Below are 18817 nucleotides of genomic sequence, written 5' to 3' on the forward strand. Positions count from 1 at the left end.
CCGACCAATTGCGGGTCACAACCGTTCGCGCGCGCCAAGGCTCCGCTTGACGAAGCGCGGGCATTGCGCGACGCGGTGCTTCATGGCCACCCCTGCTGCCCCCGGCAAGCCCGCGCGTTCCGAAACCAGCGAGACGATCCGCTTCCTGTTGAAGCTGGCGTTGTTCGTGTTCGTCCTGCGCAGCTTCATTTTCTCGCCGTTCTCGATCCCGTCCGAATCGATGCTGCCGCGGCTGCTGATCGGCGACTATCTGTTCGTGTCAAAGTGGAATTACGGCTATTCGCGCTGGTCGCTGCCGTGGGGCATTCCGTTGATCCCCGGGCGTATTTTCGCGAGCACGCCGACGCGCGGCGATACGGTGGTGTTCCGGTCGCTGGGGCCGGACGATCATGACGTCATCAAGCGCGTGATCGGGCTGCCCGGCGACACGATCCAGATGCGCAACGGCCAGTTGTTCCTGAACGGCAAGGCGATCCCAAAGCAGCGCGTCGCGGACTTCATCGTGCCGCTGACTCCCAATTTCCCGGCCGAGAAGTGCGGTGCGGAGTTCCAGGATGTCGACAAGGCGGGGCAGCCGATCTGTCGCTACCCACGCTTCCGCGAGACGCTGCCGGGTGGACGGAGCTATGAGGTGCTCGATCAGGGCAACCTGCCGATCGCCGACGACACCGACGTCTACACCGTGCCGGCGGGCGATGTGTTCCTGATGGGCGACAATCGCGACGACAGCGCCGACAGCCGCTTCGCGCCGCCCGAGGGCATGGGCTATATTCCGATGGAACGGATTCAGGGCAAGGCGCTGGTGACCTTCTGGTCGACTGATGGCTCGGCCGAATGGATCAAGCCGTGGACCTGGGTTTCGGCGGCACGATTCAGCCGGATCGGGCACGGCTTCTGAGCGTGAGCGACGATGTCGCTGCATGGGTGGGCGAGGCGCTGGGCGTCCGGCCCGACGATCCGGCGTTGTTCAAGCGTGCGCTGACGCATTCCAGCCACACCGGCGAAAGCTACGAGCGGCTCGAATTCCTTGGCGACCGCGTGCTCGGGCTCATCATGGCCGAATGGTTGAGTGAGGTCTTCCCCGACGAGCCCGAGGGGCAATTGTCGAAGCGCTTCAACGCGCTGGTGACGGGTGCAGTCTGCGCGGAGGTGGCGCGCGGGATCGGCGCCGTGGCGCATGTCCGGCTCGGCAAACAGGCGCGCGACGATGGCGCGCAGCATGGCGACAATTTGCTGGGCGACGTGATGGAGGCGCTGCTCGGCGCGCTGTATCGCACCGCCGGGCTCGATGCGGCGCGCGCGGCGGTGCGGCGGCTGTGGGCCGATCGCATCCATAGCGACGACAAGGCGCCGCAGCACCCGAAGTCGGCGTTGCAGGAATGGGCGGCGGCGAACCGGCGCGCGGCGCCCGCCTATGAACTGGTCGATCGCGCCGGGCCGGGCCATGCGCCGCGCTTCACGGTGCGCGTTGCGGTCGGCAAGGACGAGGTCAGCGCCGAGGGGGCCAGCAAGCAGGAGGCCGAGACTGCGGCCGCGCAAGCGTTGTTGGAAGTGTTGAGCACGCAGGCCGCGCCGCGGCGCAAGCGGCGGCGGTAGCGCGCCGCTCCGACACGTCGCTCGCGACCAGCGATGTTGGCCGCACAAGGAAAAGGGCGAGGCCATCCGGCCCCGCCCTTTTCTCCCCGCACGAAACACTACTGGTGCGAACCGGTCGTCCAAGGCTCCCTTCGACGACCGGAAACTTGTCGTCAGCGCATCAGAAGTGCGCTACGATGCCCAGCGTCGGGCGGAAGCTGTTGGTCCAGCCGTAGCTCGACACTTCGCCGCGCAGGCGGATGCCCGAGTTGCTGGTGATGCCGCCGAGACCGATGTCCTTCGGGCCGACTTCGAAGCCGATGCCGTAGGTCATGTCGTGGAAGTCACGGTCGGTGTTCACGCGCTTGTCGAAGTTCACCCACTGATAGCCGACCTTGCCGTAGATCAGGCCGCTGTCGCCGGCGCGGAAGCCGAAGCGGCCCGCGGCGCCATACTGCCAGTCGATGTCGCCCGACACGCCCTTGGCGACGTTACCCTCGGCGCCGACGAACACCGGCCCGAGCGGGATGTTCACGCCGGCAAGACCTTCGACCAGCGACCCGTTCAGCTTGTTCTGACGCGGGGCGCCCGGAACGCTGTCGCTCTGGAATTCTTCCCAGCCGCCGCGCACGGCGACATACGGCTCGATCCCGAACGCGCGGGTGCCATCCGGTGCCGTCGCGGTGGTGTCGGTGGTCGTCGTGGTGGCGTCCTGCGCCAGCGACGGGGTGGCGACGAACGCGGCGGATGCGGCAACGGCCGCAAGAACGAGCTTACGCATAAAATACCTCAATACAGTTTCGTTGCCCGGTTTGTCGCAGCACCAGGTGCGGCCGGGCCGGGGACTGCTCTAACCACGCCTTCCCTGCTTGGTTGCGCGGAAAAGCACCGATCTGGCGATGAAGATTCTTACTGTTGCGCAAAAGTCACGCAATCTGTCGAGAAGGTGAATATCCCTGCCGCATGGCGGCCACAGTCCGTGTGGCCGGCCGCAAAGCTGCCTTATTGCAGCGGATCGCGCGCGCGGCGGGTGGGCGCGTGGAAGTCGGCTGGCTTGTCGGCGATCCAGCGCAGGAACCGACTCAGTGCCGGAATGGTGCGGATTGCATCGAGCGTGCCGGCCCGGGCGAGCGTGGCATTATCGGCGGCGGCATGGATGGCGCGGTGGCAGATCGGGTGGACGGGTTCCGTGTCAGTGCCGCCTTCGCTGCGCGGGACGACGTGGTGCCATTCGATGCGTGTGCCGAGCGGTCGGCCACAGAGGGCGCAAGTGCGGGGCGTTGTGTCGTCCTGCTGCGCGCGCGCGGCGGCCTCCGCGAGCCCGGCCTTGCGCCTTACGCGTCCGACCATGAAGTGGCGGTCGGGCGTGAAAGGATGAAGAGCGCGCACGCCGCCATCGCCGTTGCGACGATCACGCCGAGCGGCCAGTGGGGGCGGGCGGTGGCGAGGAAGATCGCGTAGCCGGCGGCGATGCCGGTGCAGGCGAGCCATTTCGCCTTGCGCGGGATGGCGCGGTCGCGTCGCCACGCGCGCAGCGTCGGGCCGAAGCGTGGATGGTCGAGCAGCCATGCTTCCAGTCGCGGCGAGGAGCGGGCGAAGCAGCCGGCGGCGAGAATCAGGAAGATCGTGGTCGGCATCAATGGCAACAGCGCGCCGATCGCGCCGAGCGCGACGAAGAAGAAGCCGAGCGCCAGCCAGCCGTAGCGCGCCGCGGCGTGGAGGCGGCCGGGTTTGACCGGGTCGGCGGGGAGGTCGGTCACGATCGTATCGGTTCCTCTGCGATGAGCGGGGAACGTTTCGCGTGGCGGATCGGTGCCGTGGCGGGGGGCTGTCTTGGTCATCACATCCGTCATTCCCGCGCAGGCGGGAATCCAGAACCTCTGACCTTGCGGCTCTATCGCCGGACCTGCGCGTCTGGATCCCCGCCTGCGCGGGGATGACGGATCGTGGGTTGCATGCCCTCCTCACGCTCGTCGCCCCGGCCTTGAGCCGGGGTCCCGCTTCTTCTCCTCCGGCCGGCAAGAAGAAGCGGGATCCCGGATCAAGTCCGGGACGACGGGGTGGGTGCGGCTCCCTTACTGCTCCCCGGTCGCGCTGGCTGGCTTCGCACCAGTGCCGTGCGCGTCGGTGGTGACCGGCGACAGTGTGAAGCCGTAGCGCAAGGGCGCGACCCTGATGCGATATTGCTCGAGCGGACGGCCCCAGTCGCTCCATTGCGTGTCACCGCCGACGCCCGATTGCACCGCGTCGACCAGCAGGCTGCCGTTCGCGCCCGGAACGATGTCGGTGCTCTTGCGCGTGCCCGGCGTGCGGCGGTTCAGCTCGGTGTACGGGAAGGCGAGCGCGTTCATTGACAGTGGCTGGTCGCCGGTGACGCGCAGGCCGCCGTCGGTGCCGCGCACCAGCTCCATCCAGCGCACGTCGACCTTGTTGCCGGTTTCCTGCGGGCGGAGATAATCGTGGTTCTGCGCCGCGATGTCACCACGCCACAGACCGATCGGCGCCGAGGTCTTGCGATCACTGTAGCTTTCGTGCGGGCCGCGGCCGTACCATTGCACGGTCTGATAGTCGCGCGGGGTGACGTAGGAGAGCCCGACGCGGAGCGGATCGCCGAGCGTCGTGTCGAGCGGCTGGAAGTCGCCGGTGACCGCGACGCTGCCGTCCGCCGCCATCTGGTAGCGGGTCGAGAAGCGCGCGACATTGCCGCCGGTCAGCCAGCGGACCGTCACCGCCGCGCCGCCGCCGGGCAGCTTCTGCGTGTCGATGCCCTCGACAACGCGCTCGTCGGTGGCGCGCTGCCACGGCACGTTGCGCTTTTCGCTGCCGACGCCGAGGTCGTTGTCGGTCAGCGCGCGGGTGAAGTTGGGCGCGCCGCCCGACAGCAGCACGCGCCCGCCGGTCGCGTAGCGGTCGACCAGCCCGGTCTTGCGATCGATCACCAGTTCGGTGTCGCCCGCCGACAGCCGGACGGTGCCGCCGCGATTGTCGAGCTTGACCGGGCCGTTGTCGGCGATCGTCGCCGGTGTGGGCGCAGTGCCGAGCGGGAATTGCTCCCAGCCGACCAACGTGCCCGCGGCGACGCCGGGGGTGGTGCCAGCCTTGGCGCGGTAGCTGACGGTCAAATAATATTCGGCGTCGGGGCGGCGCGTGAAGCCGGTCGGCGCGAGCGCGACGCGCGCGCTCTGGTGTGCGGCGACGGTCGGGGCGGCCAGCGTGCCGCGCGCGACCGCGACGCCGTTCTCCAGCACTTCCCAGCTATAGTCATAGGCGTCCGCGTCGAGGAAGTCTTGGCGATTGGCGACAGTCAGCTGGCCGGCGCCCGCGTCATAGCCGGTGAACTGGATGGGTGCGTAGACCTTGCGGACCTCGTAGAGCTGCGGATTGGGGGTACGATCGGCCTGGAGCATGCCGTCGCCGAACTCGATGTCGCCACCCGGGTTGGGGCCATATTCGCCGCCGTCGCCCCAATAGCGCCGCCCGTCCTTGGTGTAGCGATACATCGCCTGATCGACCCAGTCCCACGCGAAGCCGCCTTGCAGCTTGTCGGGATGTGCGTAGATCGTGTCCCAATATTCCTTCAGGTTGCCGCCCGAATTGCCCATCATGTGCGCATATTCACACTGGATCATCGGCTGCTTGTAGTTCCAGTTGGTGGCGTAATCCGCCATCTTGGCGACCGGATCGTACATCGGCGCGTAGATGTCTGCGAACCAGTTCGGGCGGTGCTGCTGCACGCCCTCATAAGTGCCCCAGCCGAGATAGCTGATCAGCCGGCCCGGATCGCGCGTCTTGGCGGCGGTGCCGGCGGCGGCGAAGTTCGGGCCGATTCCGGCCTCGTTGCCGAGCGACCAAAAGATGATCGAGGGATGGTTCTTGTCGCGCTCGACCATGTTGAGCACGCGGTCGACGTGCGCCGACTGCCACGCCTTGTCGAAGCCGAGCTGATACACGCTGCGTTGACGGGGATTGTTGTTCCCCATCTCCATATAGGCGTGGCTCTCGATATTGGCCTCGTCCATGACGTACAGGCCGTAGCGATCGGCGAGTTCGTAGAGATACGGGTCGTTCGGATAGTGCGAGGTGCGCAGCGCGTTAATGTTGTTGCGCTTCATCAGCTGGATGTCGTGCTCCATCGACTCGCGGCTGACGACGTGGAAGGTTTCCGGGTCGTGTTCGTGGCGGTTGACGCCGCGGATCGTGATCGGCTTGCCGTTGACGCTGACGAGGCCGTTCTTCATCTCGACGGTGCGGAAGCCGATCCGCTGATAGGTCGACTGGATGATCGCGCCCTTGGCGTCGTACAGTTCGACCAGCAGCATGTAGAGGTTGGGCGTCTCGGCGCTCCACGGCTTGACGCCGGTAACGGTGGCGGAGAGCGTCGTCTTGCGATCGGCATCATCCGCGGCGAGCGGCGCGCGGCCCTGCGACACGATGCGGTCGCCGTCCATCAGCACGTAGCGCGCGCTGACCGCCGCGCCCGGCGCGACTGTCAGGTCGACCGCGAGCTTGCCATCACGATAGCTGTCGTCGAGCCCGGCGTGGACGAAGAAGTCGCGGATGCGGGTCTTCGGCGCGGCCATCATATAGACCTCGCGCTCGATCCCGGAGACGCGCCAGAAATCCTGATCCTCGAGATAGCTGCCGTCGGACCAGCGGAAGACCTGGATCGCGACGGTGTTCGCGCCGGGCTTGACGAAGCGGGTGACGTCGAACTCGGAAGGAAGCTTGCTGTCCTCCGAATAGCCGACCTGCTGCCCGTTGACCCACACCTTATAGGCCGAGCCGGCTGCGCCGATGTGCAGCACCACGTCCTGCCCGGACCAGCCCGCGGGCAGGTCGATCGTGCGGCGGTACGATCCGACCGGGTTGGTGGCGTGCGGGATCAGCGGGCGGTTGGCCGGGAAGGGATAGGTGATGTTGTTGTAGCGCGGCTGGTCATAGCCCTCGGTCTGCCAGTCGGCGGGAACCTTGATCGTCTTCCATTGCGAGGCGTCGAAATCGGGACGTTCGAAGCCGGTCGGCAGTTTGTCGGCATCGGGCGAGAAGCTGAACTGCCACTGCCCGTTCAGCGACACGAAGCGCTTCGATTCCGTGCGATGGCCGGCAAGCGCCTTGTCGCGCGTCTCGAACGGAAAGCCGGTGGCGTGCGCGGGCATGCGACCGATGTAATTGACGCCCGGATTTTCCCAGTCGGGACGTTGCGGGTCGATCTGCGGCTGGAGCGGCGCGGGCGGCGCGTTCTGCGCAGCGGCAGCGCCCGAGACGCTGGCGAGCAGCGCTGCGACGAGAACAGCGCTCCGGCGCTGGCCGACATGGTACACGGTGATCCTCCCGATTAAGTCATTTTGTAAGACAAGTACCGGCTGCATCGGGCTTTGCCAAGAGCGTGCGCGGGTTGACGACGGGCACGCTTTGCGGTCCCTGTGCGCGACCGGGCCAGTCGGCGCGGAAGGTACGGGCGGAGCTTGACGATTTGAACACGACCTTGCTGCGCGGCGTGCTGGTGGGTGGACTGGCGGGCCTGTTGTTCGGCTTCGATACCGCGGTGATCGCCGGGACGACCGAGGGCATCCGCACCGCCTTCGCGCTGGACGCCAGCGGCGTCGGCATCACCGTGTCGGCAGCTTTGTGGGGGACGCTCGCAGGGGCGTTGCTCGCGGGACTGCCGGGCGACCGCTACGGCGCGCGCAATGCACTGAAGGGGATTGCGCTGCTCTATTGCCTGTCGGGGCTGGGGTGCCTGATCGCGTGGAGCTGGCCGGCGTTGATCCTGTTCCGCGTGATGGCGGGGCTGGCGGTCGGGGCGTCGTCGGTGCTGGCGCCGGTCTATCTCGCCGAGATCGCGCCGGCTGAGCGGCGCGGGTTGATGGTGGGGACGTTCCAGCTGAACATCGTGCTCGGCATCCTTGCCGCCTATCTGAGCAATGCGGTGGTCGGCAGCTTCGATCTGGGGGCGGGCGACTGGCAGGTAAAGCTGGGCGTCAGCGCGGTGCCGGCGCTGTTGTTGCTGTCGCTGATGTTCACGATCCCGGACAGTCCGCGCTGGCTGGCGGCGAAGGGGCGCGAGGACGACGCCGAGGACGTGCTGATGCGGCTGGGCGTCGCCGATCCGCGCCGTGAGCTGGACAGCTATGCGCGCGCCGCCGCGGCGGTGGCGGTCGGCAGCGCGCCCCGGCTGTCGTGGGCGCGACATCGCAAGCCGATCCTGCTCGCCTTTGCGGTGGCGTCGTTCAACCAGCTCTCGGGGATCAATGCGATCCTTTACTACCTGAACGATATCTTCGCGGCCGCCGGTTATGATGCGGTGTCCGCGGACCGGCAGGCGGTGACGATCGGGCTGTGCAATTTCGTGTTCACCGCGCTGGCGTTGCTGGTGATCGACAGGCTGGGGCGACGGACGTTGTTGCTGATCGGGTCGGTCGGGCTGACGCTGGCACTGGGCGGGACGGCGGCGGTGTTCCTGACCGGGCAAGGGCAGCACTATCTGCTGGCCTTGCTGATTGCGTTCATCGCTTTCTTCGCGTTCAGCCAGGGCGCGGTGATCTGGGTGTATATCAGCGAGATCTTCCCGACTGACGTGCGCGCGCGCGGGCAGGCGCTCGGCTCCTCGACGCACTGGGCGATGGATGCGGTGATCGCGATGGCCTTCCCGGTGATCGCGGCGCACACGCGCGGCCTGCCGTTCGTGGTGTTCGCGGCGATGATGGCGGTGCAGTTCGTCGTCGTGCTGATGTTCTTCCCCGAAACCAAGCAGCGGTCGCTGGAGGCCATCGGCACGGAATGATCTATTGATAATCATTCGCATCTAGGCTAGGCACTGATCCGGTCGTGGAGGATCAGGCATGAACGTCGTCACGCATCCGGCATCGCTACCGTCGCGCGGGATCGCGCACTTGCTGCCGACGATGGCGCGGGGGTGGCGCGCGGCGCGCGACCGTCACGCCTGTACGCAGCACAAGCTGCACCGCCTGCTCGCGCCACACGGGGCGGGGATGCTGGCGCCCGTGTTCGACAGCCTGATGACGCTGTTCGAGGCGGCGCTGGGGCGGGCCTTTGCGGTAGGGACGGTAGCGGCGCTGTCCTCCGACGAGCGGATGCTGATCGACCTGCTCGACGGATCGCGGCCGCAGCGCGCATGCATCGACTGCCCGGAGGGTGCAGCGCAGGCGCTGCATTGCTCGATCTGCTCGACGCGCATCATGCTGTCGATGGTGGGGTGACCGTGCGGGGCGGGCTCAGTCGATCGTCGGCTGGAGCTGTGCGCTGACCGAGCGGACCGCGTCACGGAGCAGCGCGCGGGTTTCCTCCAGCGACACGCGCGCCGCGCGGCCGGCGACGAATGGCACCGTCAATGCGGCGCGCGCTGCGCCATGTTCGAGGACCGGCGCGGATAGATCGGTGATCCCCTCCAGCATCGGGCTGGGGGTGACGGCATCGCCGGTGGTGACCAGCGCATCGAGTTGCTTGTCGAGCGACGGGTCGAGGTCGCTACCGGCCTCGCGGATTTCGTCCAGCATCGCTGCGCGGATCGGCGCGGGCTGGAAGGCGAGCAGCACGCGCCCCGAGTTCGAGCGATGGAGCGGGCGGCGGTAGCCGACGCGCACCGCGAAGCCCGACAGGCCCGGCGCCTCCACCCCGGCGATCACCACCATCTCCGCGCCCGATGCGACGGCGAGATGGCAGCTTTGCCCGGTCGCGCGCGCGAGGCCCTGCATCACCGGCAGCGCGGTGACGGTCAGGTCGCGGACCGGCGGGCGGCCCATGCCGAGCGCGAACAGGCGGTTCGTGAGGCGATAGCCTTCGTCGTGACGCGCAATGTAGCGATGCTCCTCGAGCACCTGCAGCATCCGGAAGATCTCACCCACCGACCGGCCGAGCGCGGCGGAGATGTCCGACATCGTCAGCGCCTCTTCGGAGGTGGCGAGCAGTTCCAGAATCTCCAGCCCCTTCTTGAGGGCCGGTGCCTGATAGCGGGGCGGAGTGGTCATGGTCGGCGCACCGTAGCCACGCACATGAGTGAGCGCTAGCGTCTCTCAGTTCGCGTTAATAAAACCATATTTCACATTTCAATTGTCATACCACTGTCCTAGGTTGTCGATCCGGTGCTCACGCGACAAGGTGGGGCCGAGAGAGGAAGCGTGCATGTTCCAGGACTTGACCCCCGGCTTACCGTCGCTCGACCCGACCGGCGATGCGCTGCCGCGGTTCGGCATGGGAACCGCGGCGATCGGCAACCTGTACCGCGCGATCGATGACTCCACCGCCGAGGCGACGGTGGCCGCGGCGCTGGACGCCGGCATCCGCTATTTCGACACAGCGCCGCATTACGGCTTCGGGCTGGCGGAGCGGCGGCTGGGCGCGGCGCTCGCGCGGCTCGATCCGGCGCGGACTTGCAAGATTTCGACCAAGGTCGGGCGGCTGCTCGCGCCGACCGACGCGGCGGGCACTCGGCACGGGTTCGTCGATGCCGATCCGTTCGAGCCGGTGTTCGACTATACCGCCGATGGGGTGCGGCGCTCGTTCGAGGCGAGTTGCGCGCGATTGCGGCGCGACCGCGTCGACGTGCTGCTGGCGCACGATCTGGGGCGGCTGACGCATGGCGAGGCGCACGCGCGGCACCTGCGCGACTTCCTCGACGGCGGTTATGCCGCGATGGTGGCGTTGCGCGAGGCGGGCGTGGTCGGGGCGATCGGGGTCGGGGTCAACGAGGTCGCGGTGTGCGAGGAATTGCTCGACCGGGTGCCGCTCGACGTGATCCTGCTCGCGGGGCGCTATACGTTGCTCGACCGCAGCGCGAAGCCGTTTCTCGACCGCTGCGCAGTGCAGGGCGTGCGCGTCATCATCGGCGGCGCGTATAACAGCGGCATTCTGGCGCGCGATCCGCAGGACGCCGATCCCGCGCAATCGCATTACGATTATGCCGCGCCGCCCGCCGCGCTGGTCGAGCGAACGCGCGCGCTGGCGAAAAGCTGCGCCATTGCCGGCGTGTCGTTGCCGGCCGCCGCGATCCAGTTTCCGTTGCGGCATCCGGCGGTGGCCTGTGTGCTGGCGGGGCTGGGCAATCCCGCGGAGGTCGTCGATTTGCGCGAGCGGATCGCCGCGCCGATCCCCGACGATTTGTGGCCGACGCTGGAGGCGCGTGCACCGCAGCAGCTGATCCTGCTGCACCCCGACGACAATGTGATGATCTGCGTCGCGCCGATCGCGGCGGGCGATCTGCTGCCGGTGTCGGGCGGGACGATCCCGGCGCGCGAGGGCGTGACCGTGGGGCACAAGATCGCGCGGCATCCGCTCAACGCGGGCGACAAGGTCATCAAATATGGCGCGCCGATCGGGTCGATGACCGATGCCGCGGCGGCCGGACAATGGGTCCATATGCACAATATGAAGAGCGACTATATCGCCAGCCATACGCGCAGCACCGTGACGGAGCAGCGCGCATGATCGCGGCGTGGCAGCGCGCCGACGGGCGCAAGGGCATCCGCAACACCGTTGCAGTCGCCTATCTGGTCGAGTGCGCGCATCATGTGGCGCGCAAGATCGTCGACAAGGCGGATGACGCCGACGTGCATCTGATCGGCTTCCCCGGCTGCTACCCCAATGCCTATGCCGCGCGGGTAATGGAGGCGGTGACGACACACCCCAATGTCGGTGGCGTGGTGATCGTGTCGCTGGGGTGCGAGAGCTTCGATCGCGAGCGGTTGCAGCAGGTGATCCGCGACAGCGGGCGTCCGGTGGAGCTGTACGTGATCCAGCAGACCGGCGGCACCGCGGCGACGATCGCCGCCGGGCTGGAGGCGGTCGCGCGCGTCAAGGCGCAGATCGCCGACGTGCCGCGCGTGCCGATGCGCGTCGACGAGCTGATCGTCGGCACGATCTGCGGCGGGTCGGACGGCACCAGCGGGATCACCGCCAACCCCGCGGTCGGGCGCGCGTTCGACCGGCTGGTGGCGGACGGCGCGACCTGCATCTTCGAGGAGACCGGCGAGCTGGTCGGATGCGAGGGGATCATGGCCGATCGCGCGCTGACCCCCGAGCTAGGCGAGGAGATCATGGCCTGCGTCCGCAAGGCGGAGGAATATTACACGATCATGGGCTTCGGCAGCTTCGCCCCCGGCAATGCCGAGGGCGGGCTGACGACGCAGGAAGAGAAATCGATGGGGGCGTATTCCAAATCGGGGTCGTCGCTGATCAGCGGGATCATCAAGCCCGGCGACGTGCCGCCGGCCGGCGGGCTGTACCTGCTCGATGTTGTGCCGGACGGCGAGCCGCGCTTCGGCTTCCCGAACATTTCGGACAATGCCGAGATCGTCGAGATGATCGCGTGCGGGTGTCACCTGACGCTGTTCACCACCGGACGCGGCTCGGTGGTCGGCTCGGCGATCGCGCCGGTCATCAAGATCTGCGCCAATCCGGAGACGGCGCGCCGGCTGGCGGCGGACATGGACATCAATGCCGGGCGGATCCTCGAAGGCGAGGCGACGCTCGACGAGGTCGGCGACGAGATCGTCGATGCGATCATGGCGGTGGCCGGCGGACAGCCGAGCGTATCCGAAGCGCTGGGGCACCGCGAATTCATCCTGACCTACAAGGCGTTTGACCCGGTCGGGCCGGCGTGCCTGCCGGTCGCTGCACGGAGTCGTTGAATGGAAGGCCGGTTGAAGGGCAAGGTCGCGCTGATCACCGCGGCGGGGAACGGGATTGGGCGCGCCGCGGCGCTGCGCTATGCCGCCGAGGGTGCGCGGGTGATCGCGACCGATATCGATGCGGACGCGCTGGCGGGGCTCGACGGGTGCGAGCAGCACGCGCTCGACGTCACCGATGCGGCGCAGATTGCGGCGCTGATCGGCGAGGTCGGGCGGATCGATGTGCTCGCCAATATCGCGGGCATCGTCCACGCGGGCACGATCCTCGACATGAGCGACGCCGAATGGGAACAGGCGATCGCGATCAATATGACCGCGATGATGCGGACGATCCGTGCGGTGTTGCCGGGGATGCTGGCAGCGGGTGGGGGCGCGATCGTCAACATGTCGTCGATCGCCAGCTCGGTGAAGGGCATTCCCAACCGTTTCGCCTATACCGCGACCAAGGCCGGCGTGATCGGGATCACCAAGGCGGTTGCGGCCGATTTCGTCGGGCAGGGCATTCGCTGCAACGCGATCTGTCCGGGGACGGTCGATACGCCGTCGCTTCAGCAGCGGCTGCGCGACACCGGCGATTACGAGGCGGCGCAGCAGGCGTTCGTCGCGCGGCAGCCGATGGGGCGGCTGGGGCGTGCGGAGGAGATTGCGGCGCTGGTCGCCTATCTGGGCAGCGACGACGCCGCCTTCACGACCGGCGCGGTGCATGTCATCGACGGCGGCTGGGTCAATTGAGGAAAAGCGCATGAAGCTGGTACGTTACGGGGCGCCGGGCGCCGAGAAGCCGGGGATGGTCGACGCGCAGGGGCAGGTCCGCGACCTGTCGGCGCATGTCGCGGATATCGCGGGCGCGACGCTGGGCGATGCCGAGCTGGCGCGGCTGGCGGCGATCGATCCGGCGACATTGCCGGTGGTGGAGGTCGAGCGTTATGGCCCGTGCGTCGGTGCGGTCGGCAAGTTCCTGTGCATCGGGCTCAATTATTCGGATCATGCCGCCGAGACCGGTGCGACGGTGCCGACCGAGCCGGTGATCTTCACCAAGGCGACCAGTGCGATCATCGGCCCCGACGACAATGTCGAAATTCCAAAGGGCTCGACCAAGACCGACTGGGAAGTCGAGCTGGGGATCGTGATCGGCACCGAAGCGCGCTACGTCGACGAGGCCGATGCCGAGCGGCATATCGCGGGCTATTGCGTCATCAACGACGTGTCCGAGCGCGCCTTCCAGCTCGAGCGGCAAGGGACGTGGGACAAGGGCAAGGGCTGCGACACGTTCGGGCCGATCGGGCCGTGGCTGGTGACGCGCGACGAAGTCGCCGATCCGACCGCGCTGGGCATGTGGCTGGAGGTCAACGGCCATCGCTATCAGGACGGATCGACGTCGACGATGGTCTACAAGCCGGCGTTCCTGGTCAGCTATGTCAGCCAGTTCATGTCGTTGCAGCCCGGCGACGTGATCTCGACCGGCACGCCGCCGGGGGTCGGCATGGGGCAAAAGCCGCCGGTGTTCCTGAAGGCGGGCGACGTCATGGAACTGGGGATCGAAGGGCTGGGGCAGCAGCGCCAGACCGTCGTGGCCTATCAGGCATGACCGAACGCCATGTCCTGCTGGTCGATATCGCCGATGAGCCGGAGGCGGTCGCGGCGTATGAGGCGTGGCACGCCGCGGGCGCGGTGCCTGCGGCGGTCGTCGCAAGCATCCGGGCGGCGGGGATCGTGGCGATGGATATCTATCGCACCGGCGGGCGGCTGGTGATGGTGATGGAGACCGACGCGTCGTTCGATGCCGCGCGCAAGGCGGCGGCGGATGCGGCTGACCCTGAAGTGCAGGCGTGGGAGGCGAAGATGGATGCCTACCAGCGTCGGCTGCCGTGGGCCGAACCGGGGGTGAAGTGGGTGGCGGCGCGGCGGATCTTTTCGCTGGCGGAGCAGGGGTAGCCGTTCCTTCGTCATTCCCGCGCAGGCGGGAATCCAGACGCGCAGGTCATCGTGAAAGCAACTGGCCCCTGCGGTTCTGGGTTCCCGCCTGCGCGGGAATGACGGTGGTCACCCCCGCAACCGGCCCTCCAGCAGATCCAGCTCACGCGTCAGCTTGCGGCCGGTTTCGCTGCCGATCGCGCGGGCGCGTTGCAGGCGGAAGACCTCCTCACGCTCGGCGCGGATCGCCGCCAGCCTCAGCAACCGGTCGATCCGCTCGTTCTGCTGGATCACCGCCAGTTCGGGCTCACCGTCGACGCGGACGCGGATGCGCTCGCGGTACAGGTCCATGATCCGCGTTGCCGCCTCGGCATAGACGTCGGCGTCGTCGCGGTCGCGGGACAGGTCGTGCTGCGCGCCATCGACCGCGCGGATCGCAGCGCGTGCGGCGGCGACGCGCGCGCGATTTTCCTCGCCTTGCTTTGATGGCTCGGGGGGCAGGGCGAGGCCGCGCAGTACCAGCGGCAGGCCGATGCTCGCCGCGACCAGCGACACGATGATGACTCCGGCGGCGAGCGCGATGGCGAGGTCGCGCGCGGGGAAGGGCGATCCGTCGCTGAGCGCCAGCGGCAGCGTCAGCACGCCCGCGAGCGTGATGACCCCGCGCACCCCGGCGAGCGACATTGCCGCGAAGACGCGCCAGTCCGGGCTGCGCAGCGGCGAATCGTCGACGCCTCGCCGCAGCACCGTCAAGCGGAACGACAGCCATACCCAGACGAAGCGCAGACCGGCGAGCACCGCGACGATCGCCAGCACGTAAAGCGCCAGCCACCACGGATTGTCGTGGTTGGTCAGCCGTACCGTGTCGCGGGCGCCGGCGATGATGAGCGGCAGTTGCTCGCCCAGCAGCACGAAGATGATGCCGTTGAGCGCGAACTGGATCGTGTCCCACACCGAATTGCGGCGCATCCGCGTGGCGGGAAGCGCCTGGCGTGACAGCTCGGCAAAGGTCATCGTCACGCCGGCGGCGACCACCGCGAGGATGCCCGACGCGTGGAAATGCTCGGCGATAATATAGGCAATGAAGGGGATCAGCAGACTAACCAGCACCTGCGATCCGATATCTTCGCCGAAACGCCGCGAAACCCATGCCTTGGCGCGCGTGATCGCCAGCGTGCTGACCACGCCGATCGCGATCCCCGCGGCGGCGAGCCATACGAAGCTGACCGCGGCGTCGGCCAGCGAGAAGGCGCCGGTGAGTGCGGCGGCGATCGCGAAGCGCAGGCAAACAAGGCCCGACGCGTCGTTGAGCAGCGCCTCGCCCTCCAGAATGTGCATCATGCGGCGCGGGATCGGCACGCGCGCGGCGATCGCCGACACCGCGATCGGATCGGTGGGGGACACGACCGCGGCGAGCGCGAACGATACCGCGAGCGGCATCGCGGGGATCAGCCAGTCGATGAAGAAGCCGACGCCGATGACGGTGGTCAGGACCAGTCCGAGTGCCAGTTCGACGACGACCGGTACGTCCTTGAGCAATTCGTCCTTAGGGATGCGCCAGCCGTCGATGAACAGCAGCGGGGGCAGGAAGACGAGCAGGAAGATCTCGGGATCGAGCGTGACCCGCAGGTCCGCGGCCATGCCGATCGCGGCGCCGAACGCGATCTGGACGAGCGGGGCGGGGAGATTGATCGGGAGAATGCGCGCGATCGCGCCGCTGATGACAACGGCAAACAACAACAACAGAACGATCGAGACGACTTCCAAGGCGGGCACCCTCCTTCGGGATTAACGATAGGGAGGGGATTGCCGGAAGTGGCCCGCGGCGCAACCGTTCAGGGGGCTGATCCGGGTCGGTGCAACGATTTGTTTTGGGGCTTGTCGGTCATTGCGAGCGCAGCGAAGCAATCCAGGGCCGGATCAGGACGCCCTGGATTGCTTCGCTACGCTCGCAATGACGGTCTATTTACGCCCGCCGAGGCTCAGTTCATCAGTTCGACCGCCATCGCGACGCCTTCGCCGCCACCGATGCACAGCGAGGCGACGCCGCGCTTCTGGCCGGTCGTCTGCAAGCCGCCCAGCAGGGTGGCGAGGATGCGTGCGCCCGATGCGCCGATCGGATGGCCCAGCGCGCACGCACCGCCGTTGATGTTGAGCTTCTCGTGATCGAGCGCGAGTTCCTGCATCGCGACCATCGCGACGCAGGCGAACGCCTCGTTGACTTCCCACAGATCGACGTCGCCGACCGACCACCCGGCCTTTTCGAGCGCCTTGCGCATCGCGGGCACCGGGGCGGTGGTGAAGCGCGCGGGGGCGTGCGCGTGCGCGGCGTGGCTGACGATCCGCGCGACTGGGGTGATCCCGAGCTTTTCGGCGACAGACAGGCGGGTCAGCACCAGCGCGGCGGCACCGTCGGAGATCGACGAGGCGTTGGCGGCGGTGACGGTGCCGTCCTTGCTGAAGGCGGGGCGCAGTGCCGGGATCTTGGCGGGATCGCTCTTGATCGGCTGTTCGTCGGTCGCGACGGTGACACTGCCCTTGCGGCCCTTCACCTCGACCGGAACGATCTCGCGGTCGAACGCGCCCGACGCCTGCGCCTTCTGCGCACGGGTCAGCGAGGCGATCGCGAACTCGTCCTGCGCCTCGCGGGTGAACTGATATTCGCGTGCGGTGTCGTCGGCGAAAACGCCCATTGCGGTGCCGGACTGATAGGCATCCTCGAGCCCGTCGAGCGCCATATGGTCGAACAGCCGGTCATGCCCGAAGCGCGCGCCGCCACGATGCGCCTTCGACAGATAGGGCGCGTTGGTCATGCTCTCCATGCCGCCAGCGACCAGCAGGTCGATCGAGCCCGCGCCGAGCGCCTCGGCACCGAGGATCGCGGCCTGCATTCCCGAGCCGCAGACCTTGTTGAGCGTCGTCGCCTCGACATGCTCGCCGAGGCCGGCGAGGATCGCAGCCTGACGCGCCGGGGCCTGACCCACGCCGGCCGAGAGGACGTTGCCCATGTAGATGCGTTCGATCGCGGCGGCGTCGACCCCGGCGCGCTCGACCGCGGCCTTCACCGCGGCGGCGCCCAGTTCGCTGGCCGACAAAGCGGCGAGACTGCCCTGCATCGAGCCCATCGGGGTGCGCGCATAGGACAGGATGACGATGGGGTCGGTAGCCATGATTTCGCGGTTCCTCGCTTGATCTCGATCGGCATGTAAGCGCTCGTCCGGTGGCACGCAAACGCCTACGCATGCCTTCATGCAAGCCGTTGACGAAGCGCTGAAATGGTATGCGGCGCTGAGCGGGATCGCGGCCGCGTTCATGGTGTCGCTCGATAGCGGGCGGCGCGTGACCGGATGGGGGATGGCGATCTTCGTCACGTCGTCGATCGCGTGGATCACCGGCGCGTGGCTGACCGGCGACGAGCCGCTGGGCGTGCAGAACGGCGTGTTGCTCGGCATCAACAGCTTCGGCGTGTATCGGTACCTGATTCGCAAGCAGGGCTGAGACGGTGGATGTGGGTGACGGCGTTTGGCGTGCTGGGTGCCATCATCGGCAGCTTTCTGGCCACGACCGCGATCCGCTGGTCACAGGGACGATCGGTAAAATACGGGCGATCGTCGTGTGACGGTTGCAGCAGAACGTTGCGTTCGAGCGAACTGGTGCCGCTGTTGTCGTGGCTGGTCGCGCGTGGGCGATGCCGGACATGCGGCGCGGGGATCGATCCGCTCCATTCACTGATCGAGGCCGGCTGCGCGCTGGTCGGCATGGCGGCAGCGCTGGTCGCTCCGCCGGCGATCGCGCTGGCGGGCGCGGCGTTCGGCTGGCTGTTGCTGCTGCTGGCGGTGATGGACGCGCGCGACTTCTGGCTGCCCGATCCGCTGGTCGCCGCGCTGGCCGTCGTTGCGGCGGCCGGGGCGTGGGTCGCGCCGCCGGCATGGCAAGAGCGGCTGATCGGCGGGGCGGGCGGTTTCGCGATGCTGTGGCTGATCGGCGCGGGCTATCGTCGGTGGCGCGGACGCGAAGGGCTGGGCGGGGGCGACCCGAAATTGTTCGGCGCGATCGGGCTGGCGCTGGGATGGCGGATGCTGCCGGCGGTGCTGCTGGTCGCGGGGCTGGTCGGGCTCGGCTGGGTGGCGTTCCAGCGCGTGCGCGGGCGCGCGGTCGCGGCGGACGATGCGTTGCCGCTCGGCACGTTGCTGGCGATCGCGGCTTACCCGGCGTGGCTGCTCATGATAGGCATGGCGGCATGAAGTTCGCGTTTCTGCTGCTCGCGGCGCAGGCAGCCGCACCGATCCCCGCCATCGACGGCCTGCCGATCGGCGCGCTGCCGCAACAGGCGCTGCCAGCGCGCGGCTGTGCCGCCTATCTGTTCTCGACGGGCACGACGCGGGCGCTGGCGGCGATGGCGACCGCCGATCCAGGGACGCTGCGTCTGTCGATCGACGGCAAGGTGATCGACCTGCCGCGCACCGGCGCGACCGGTGCGGCGACGCTGGGCCTCAACGCGGAGAGCGTCTATCGCGGCGGCGATATGGTCGCGACGGTGCAGATGACGGCCGAGATGCGGCAGAACCTGACCGAAGGGGCGGCGGTGCCGGTGGCGACGTTGCGGCTGGATCGCGAAGGGCGCGACACGGTGGTGATGCCGCTGGCCGGGCTGATCGGCTGCGCAGGATAAAGGAAAGCGC

At 68.0% G+C, this 18817-nt stretch carries 19 protein-coding genes; 12 read left to right on the forward strand and 7 right to left on the reverse strand.

Going from position 1 to position 18817, the window contains the following annotated elements; all coding sequences use genetic code 11:
* Positions 1 to 82: 82 nt before the first annotated feature.
* Together lepB and rnc are read left to right on the forward strand one after the other, a co-directional pair.
* On the forward strand, positions 83 to 898 hold the full coding sequence (lepB, locus tag SPHPH_RS0104395) for a signal peptidase I (protein ID WP_028965595.1): 816 nt from the start codon (positions 83 to 85) through the stop codon (positions 896 to 898).
* Positions 835 to 1596, forward strand: coding sequence for a ribonuclease III (rnc, locus tag SPHPH_RS0104400; RefSeq protein WP_156025829.1), 762 nt, complete (start codon positions 835 to 837; stop codon positions 1594 to 1596). Before lepB ends, rnc begins: the two co-directional genes overlap by 64 nt.
* 160 nt (positions 1597 to 1756) lie before the next feature.
* On the opposite strand, the gene SPHPH_RS0104405 is transcribed toward rnc, so the two are convergent.
* From SPHPH_RS0104405 to SPHPH_RS0104420, 4 genes are all read right to left on the reverse strand, one after another.
* On the reverse strand, positions 1757 to 2356 hold the full coding sequence (locus SPHPH_RS0104405; protein WP_028965597.1) for a hypothetical protein: 600 nt from the start codon (positions 2354 to 2356) through the stop codon (positions 1757 to 1759).
* Positions 2357 to 2577: 221 nt separating this feature from the next.
* Positions 2578 to 2925 (reverse strand): HNH endonuclease, encoded by a 348-nt coding sequence (locus tag SPHPH_RS0104410; RefSeq protein ID WP_028965598.1) that lies wholly within the window; start codon positions 2923 to 2925, stop codon positions 2578 to 2580.
* Positions 2910 to 3335, reverse strand: a complete 426-nt coding sequence (locus SPHPH_RS0104415; protein ID WP_051273212.1) for a YbaN family protein — start codon at positions 3333 to 3335, stop codon at positions 2910 to 2912. Before SPHPH_RS0104415 ends, SPHPH_RS0104410 begins: the two co-directional genes overlap by 16 nt.
* Before the next feature lie 315 nt (positions 3336 to 3650).
* Positions 3651 to 6896 carry a glycoside hydrolase family 2 TIM barrel-domain containing protein gene (locus SPHPH_RS0104420; protein ID WP_037488091.1) on the reverse strand — a complete coding sequence of 1082 codons (3246 nt, stop codon included), beginning with the start codon at positions 6894 to 6896 and terminating at the stop codon, positions 3651 to 3653.
* 152 nt (positions 6897 to 7048) lie between these two features.
* Between SPHPH_RS0104420 and SPHPH_RS0104425 the strand changes: the two genes are divergently transcribed.
* Together SPHPH_RS0104425 and SPHPH_RS0104430 are read left to right on the forward strand one after the other, a co-directional pair.
* Entirely contained in the window at positions 7049 to 8359 is a 1311-nt protein-coding gene (locus SPHPH_RS0104425; protein WP_051272830.1) for a sugar porter family MFS transporter, read from the forward strand.
* Between the two features lie 58 nt (positions 8360 to 8417).
* The gene (locus SPHPH_RS0104430) at positions 8418 to 8795 is read left to right on the forward strand and encodes a hypothetical protein (protein ID WP_028965602.1); all 378 of its coding nucleotides are present in this window, start codon (positions 8418 to 8420) and stop codon (positions 8793 to 8795) included.
* Positions 8796 to 8810: 15 nt separating this feature from the next.
* On the opposite strand, the gene SPHPH_RS0104435 is transcribed toward SPHPH_RS0104430, so the two are convergent.
* Entirely contained in the window at positions 8811 to 9563 is a 753-nt protein-coding gene (locus SPHPH_RS0104435) for an IclR family transcriptional regulator (RefSeq protein ID WP_028965603.1), read from the reverse strand.
* A gap of 154 nt (positions 9564 to 9717) precedes the next feature.
* Between SPHPH_RS0104435 and SPHPH_RS18915 the strand changes: the two genes are divergently transcribed.
* Genes SPHPH_RS18915 through SPHPH_RS0104460 form a run of 5 tightly spaced genes read left to right on the forward strand, consistent with a single transcriptional unit; the run spans position 9718 to position 14156 of the window.
* Positions 9718 to 11019 carry an aldo/keto reductase gene (locus SPHPH_RS18915; protein ID WP_156025830.1) on the forward strand — a complete coding sequence of 434 codons (1302 nt, stop codon included), beginning with the start codon at positions 9718 to 9720 and terminating at the stop codon, positions 11017 to 11019.
* A complete protein-coding gene (locus SPHPH_RS0104445; RefSeq protein WP_028965604.1) occupies positions 11016 to 12221 on the forward strand; it encodes a UxaA family hydrolase in 1206 nt (401 codons plus the stop codon). Before SPHPH_RS18915 ends, SPHPH_RS0104445 begins: the two co-directional genes overlap by 4 nt.
* On the forward strand, positions 12222 to 12953 hold the full coding sequence (locus SPHPH_RS0104450) for an SDR family oxidoreductase (protein ID WP_028965605.1): 732 nt from the start codon (positions 12222 to 12224) through the stop codon (positions 12951 to 12953).
* 10 nt (positions 12954 to 12963) lie between these two features.
* A complete protein-coding gene (locus SPHPH_RS0104455; RefSeq protein WP_028965606.1) occupies positions 12964 to 13809 on the forward strand; it encodes a fumarylacetoacetate hydrolase family protein in 846 nt (281 codons plus the stop codon).
* On the forward strand, positions 13806 to 14156 hold the full coding sequence (locus SPHPH_RS0104460) for an L-rhamnose mutarotase (RefSeq protein ID WP_028965607.1): 351 nt from the start codon (positions 13806 to 13808) through the stop codon (positions 14154 to 14156). Before SPHPH_RS0104455 ends, SPHPH_RS0104460 begins: the two co-directional genes overlap by 4 nt.
* A 108-nt stretch (positions 14157 to 14264) precedes the next feature.
* Here the strand turns inward: SPHPH_RS0104460 and SPHPH_RS0104465 are convergent, their stop codons facing one another.
* A complete protein-coding gene (locus SPHPH_RS0104465; protein ID WP_028965608.1) occupies positions 14265 to 15902 on the reverse strand; it encodes a Na+/H+ antiporter in 1638 nt (545 codons plus the stop codon).
* A gap of 215 nt (positions 15903 to 16117) precedes the next feature.
* Positions 16118 to 17305, reverse strand: a complete 1188-nt coding sequence (locus tag SPHPH_RS0104470) for a thiolase family protein (protein ID WP_028965609.1) — start codon at positions 17303 to 17305, stop codon at positions 16118 to 16120.
* A gap of 79 nt (positions 17306 to 17384) precedes the next feature.
* Between SPHPH_RS0104470 and SPHPH_RS0104475 the strand changes: the two genes are divergently transcribed.
* Genes SPHPH_RS0104475 through SPHPH_RS0104485 form a run of 3 tightly spaced genes read left to right on the forward strand, consistent with a single transcriptional unit; the run spans position 17385 to position 18807 of the window.
* Positions 17385 to 17633 (forward strand): hypothetical protein, encoded by a 249-nt coding sequence (locus tag SPHPH_RS0104475; protein ID WP_037488093.1) that lies wholly within the window; start codon positions 17385 to 17387, stop codon positions 17631 to 17633.
* 8 nt (positions 17634 to 17641) lie between these two features.
* Entirely contained in the window at positions 17642 to 18379 is a 738-nt protein-coding gene (locus tag SPHPH_RS0104480; protein WP_028965611.1) for a prepilin peptidase, read from the forward strand.
* A complete protein-coding gene (locus SPHPH_RS0104485; RefSeq protein WP_028965612.1) occupies positions 18376 to 18807 on the forward strand; it encodes a hypothetical protein in 432 nt (143 codons plus the stop codon). Before SPHPH_RS0104480 ends, SPHPH_RS0104485 begins: the two co-directional genes overlap by 4 nt.
* Positions 18808 to 18817: the final 10 nt, after the last annotated feature.

Source organism: Sphingomonas phyllosphaerae FA2, assembly GCF_000427645.1.
Lineage (GTDB): Bacteria > Pseudomonadota > Alphaproteobacteria > Sphingomonadales > Sphingomonadaceae > Sphingomonas > Sphingomonas phyllosphaerae.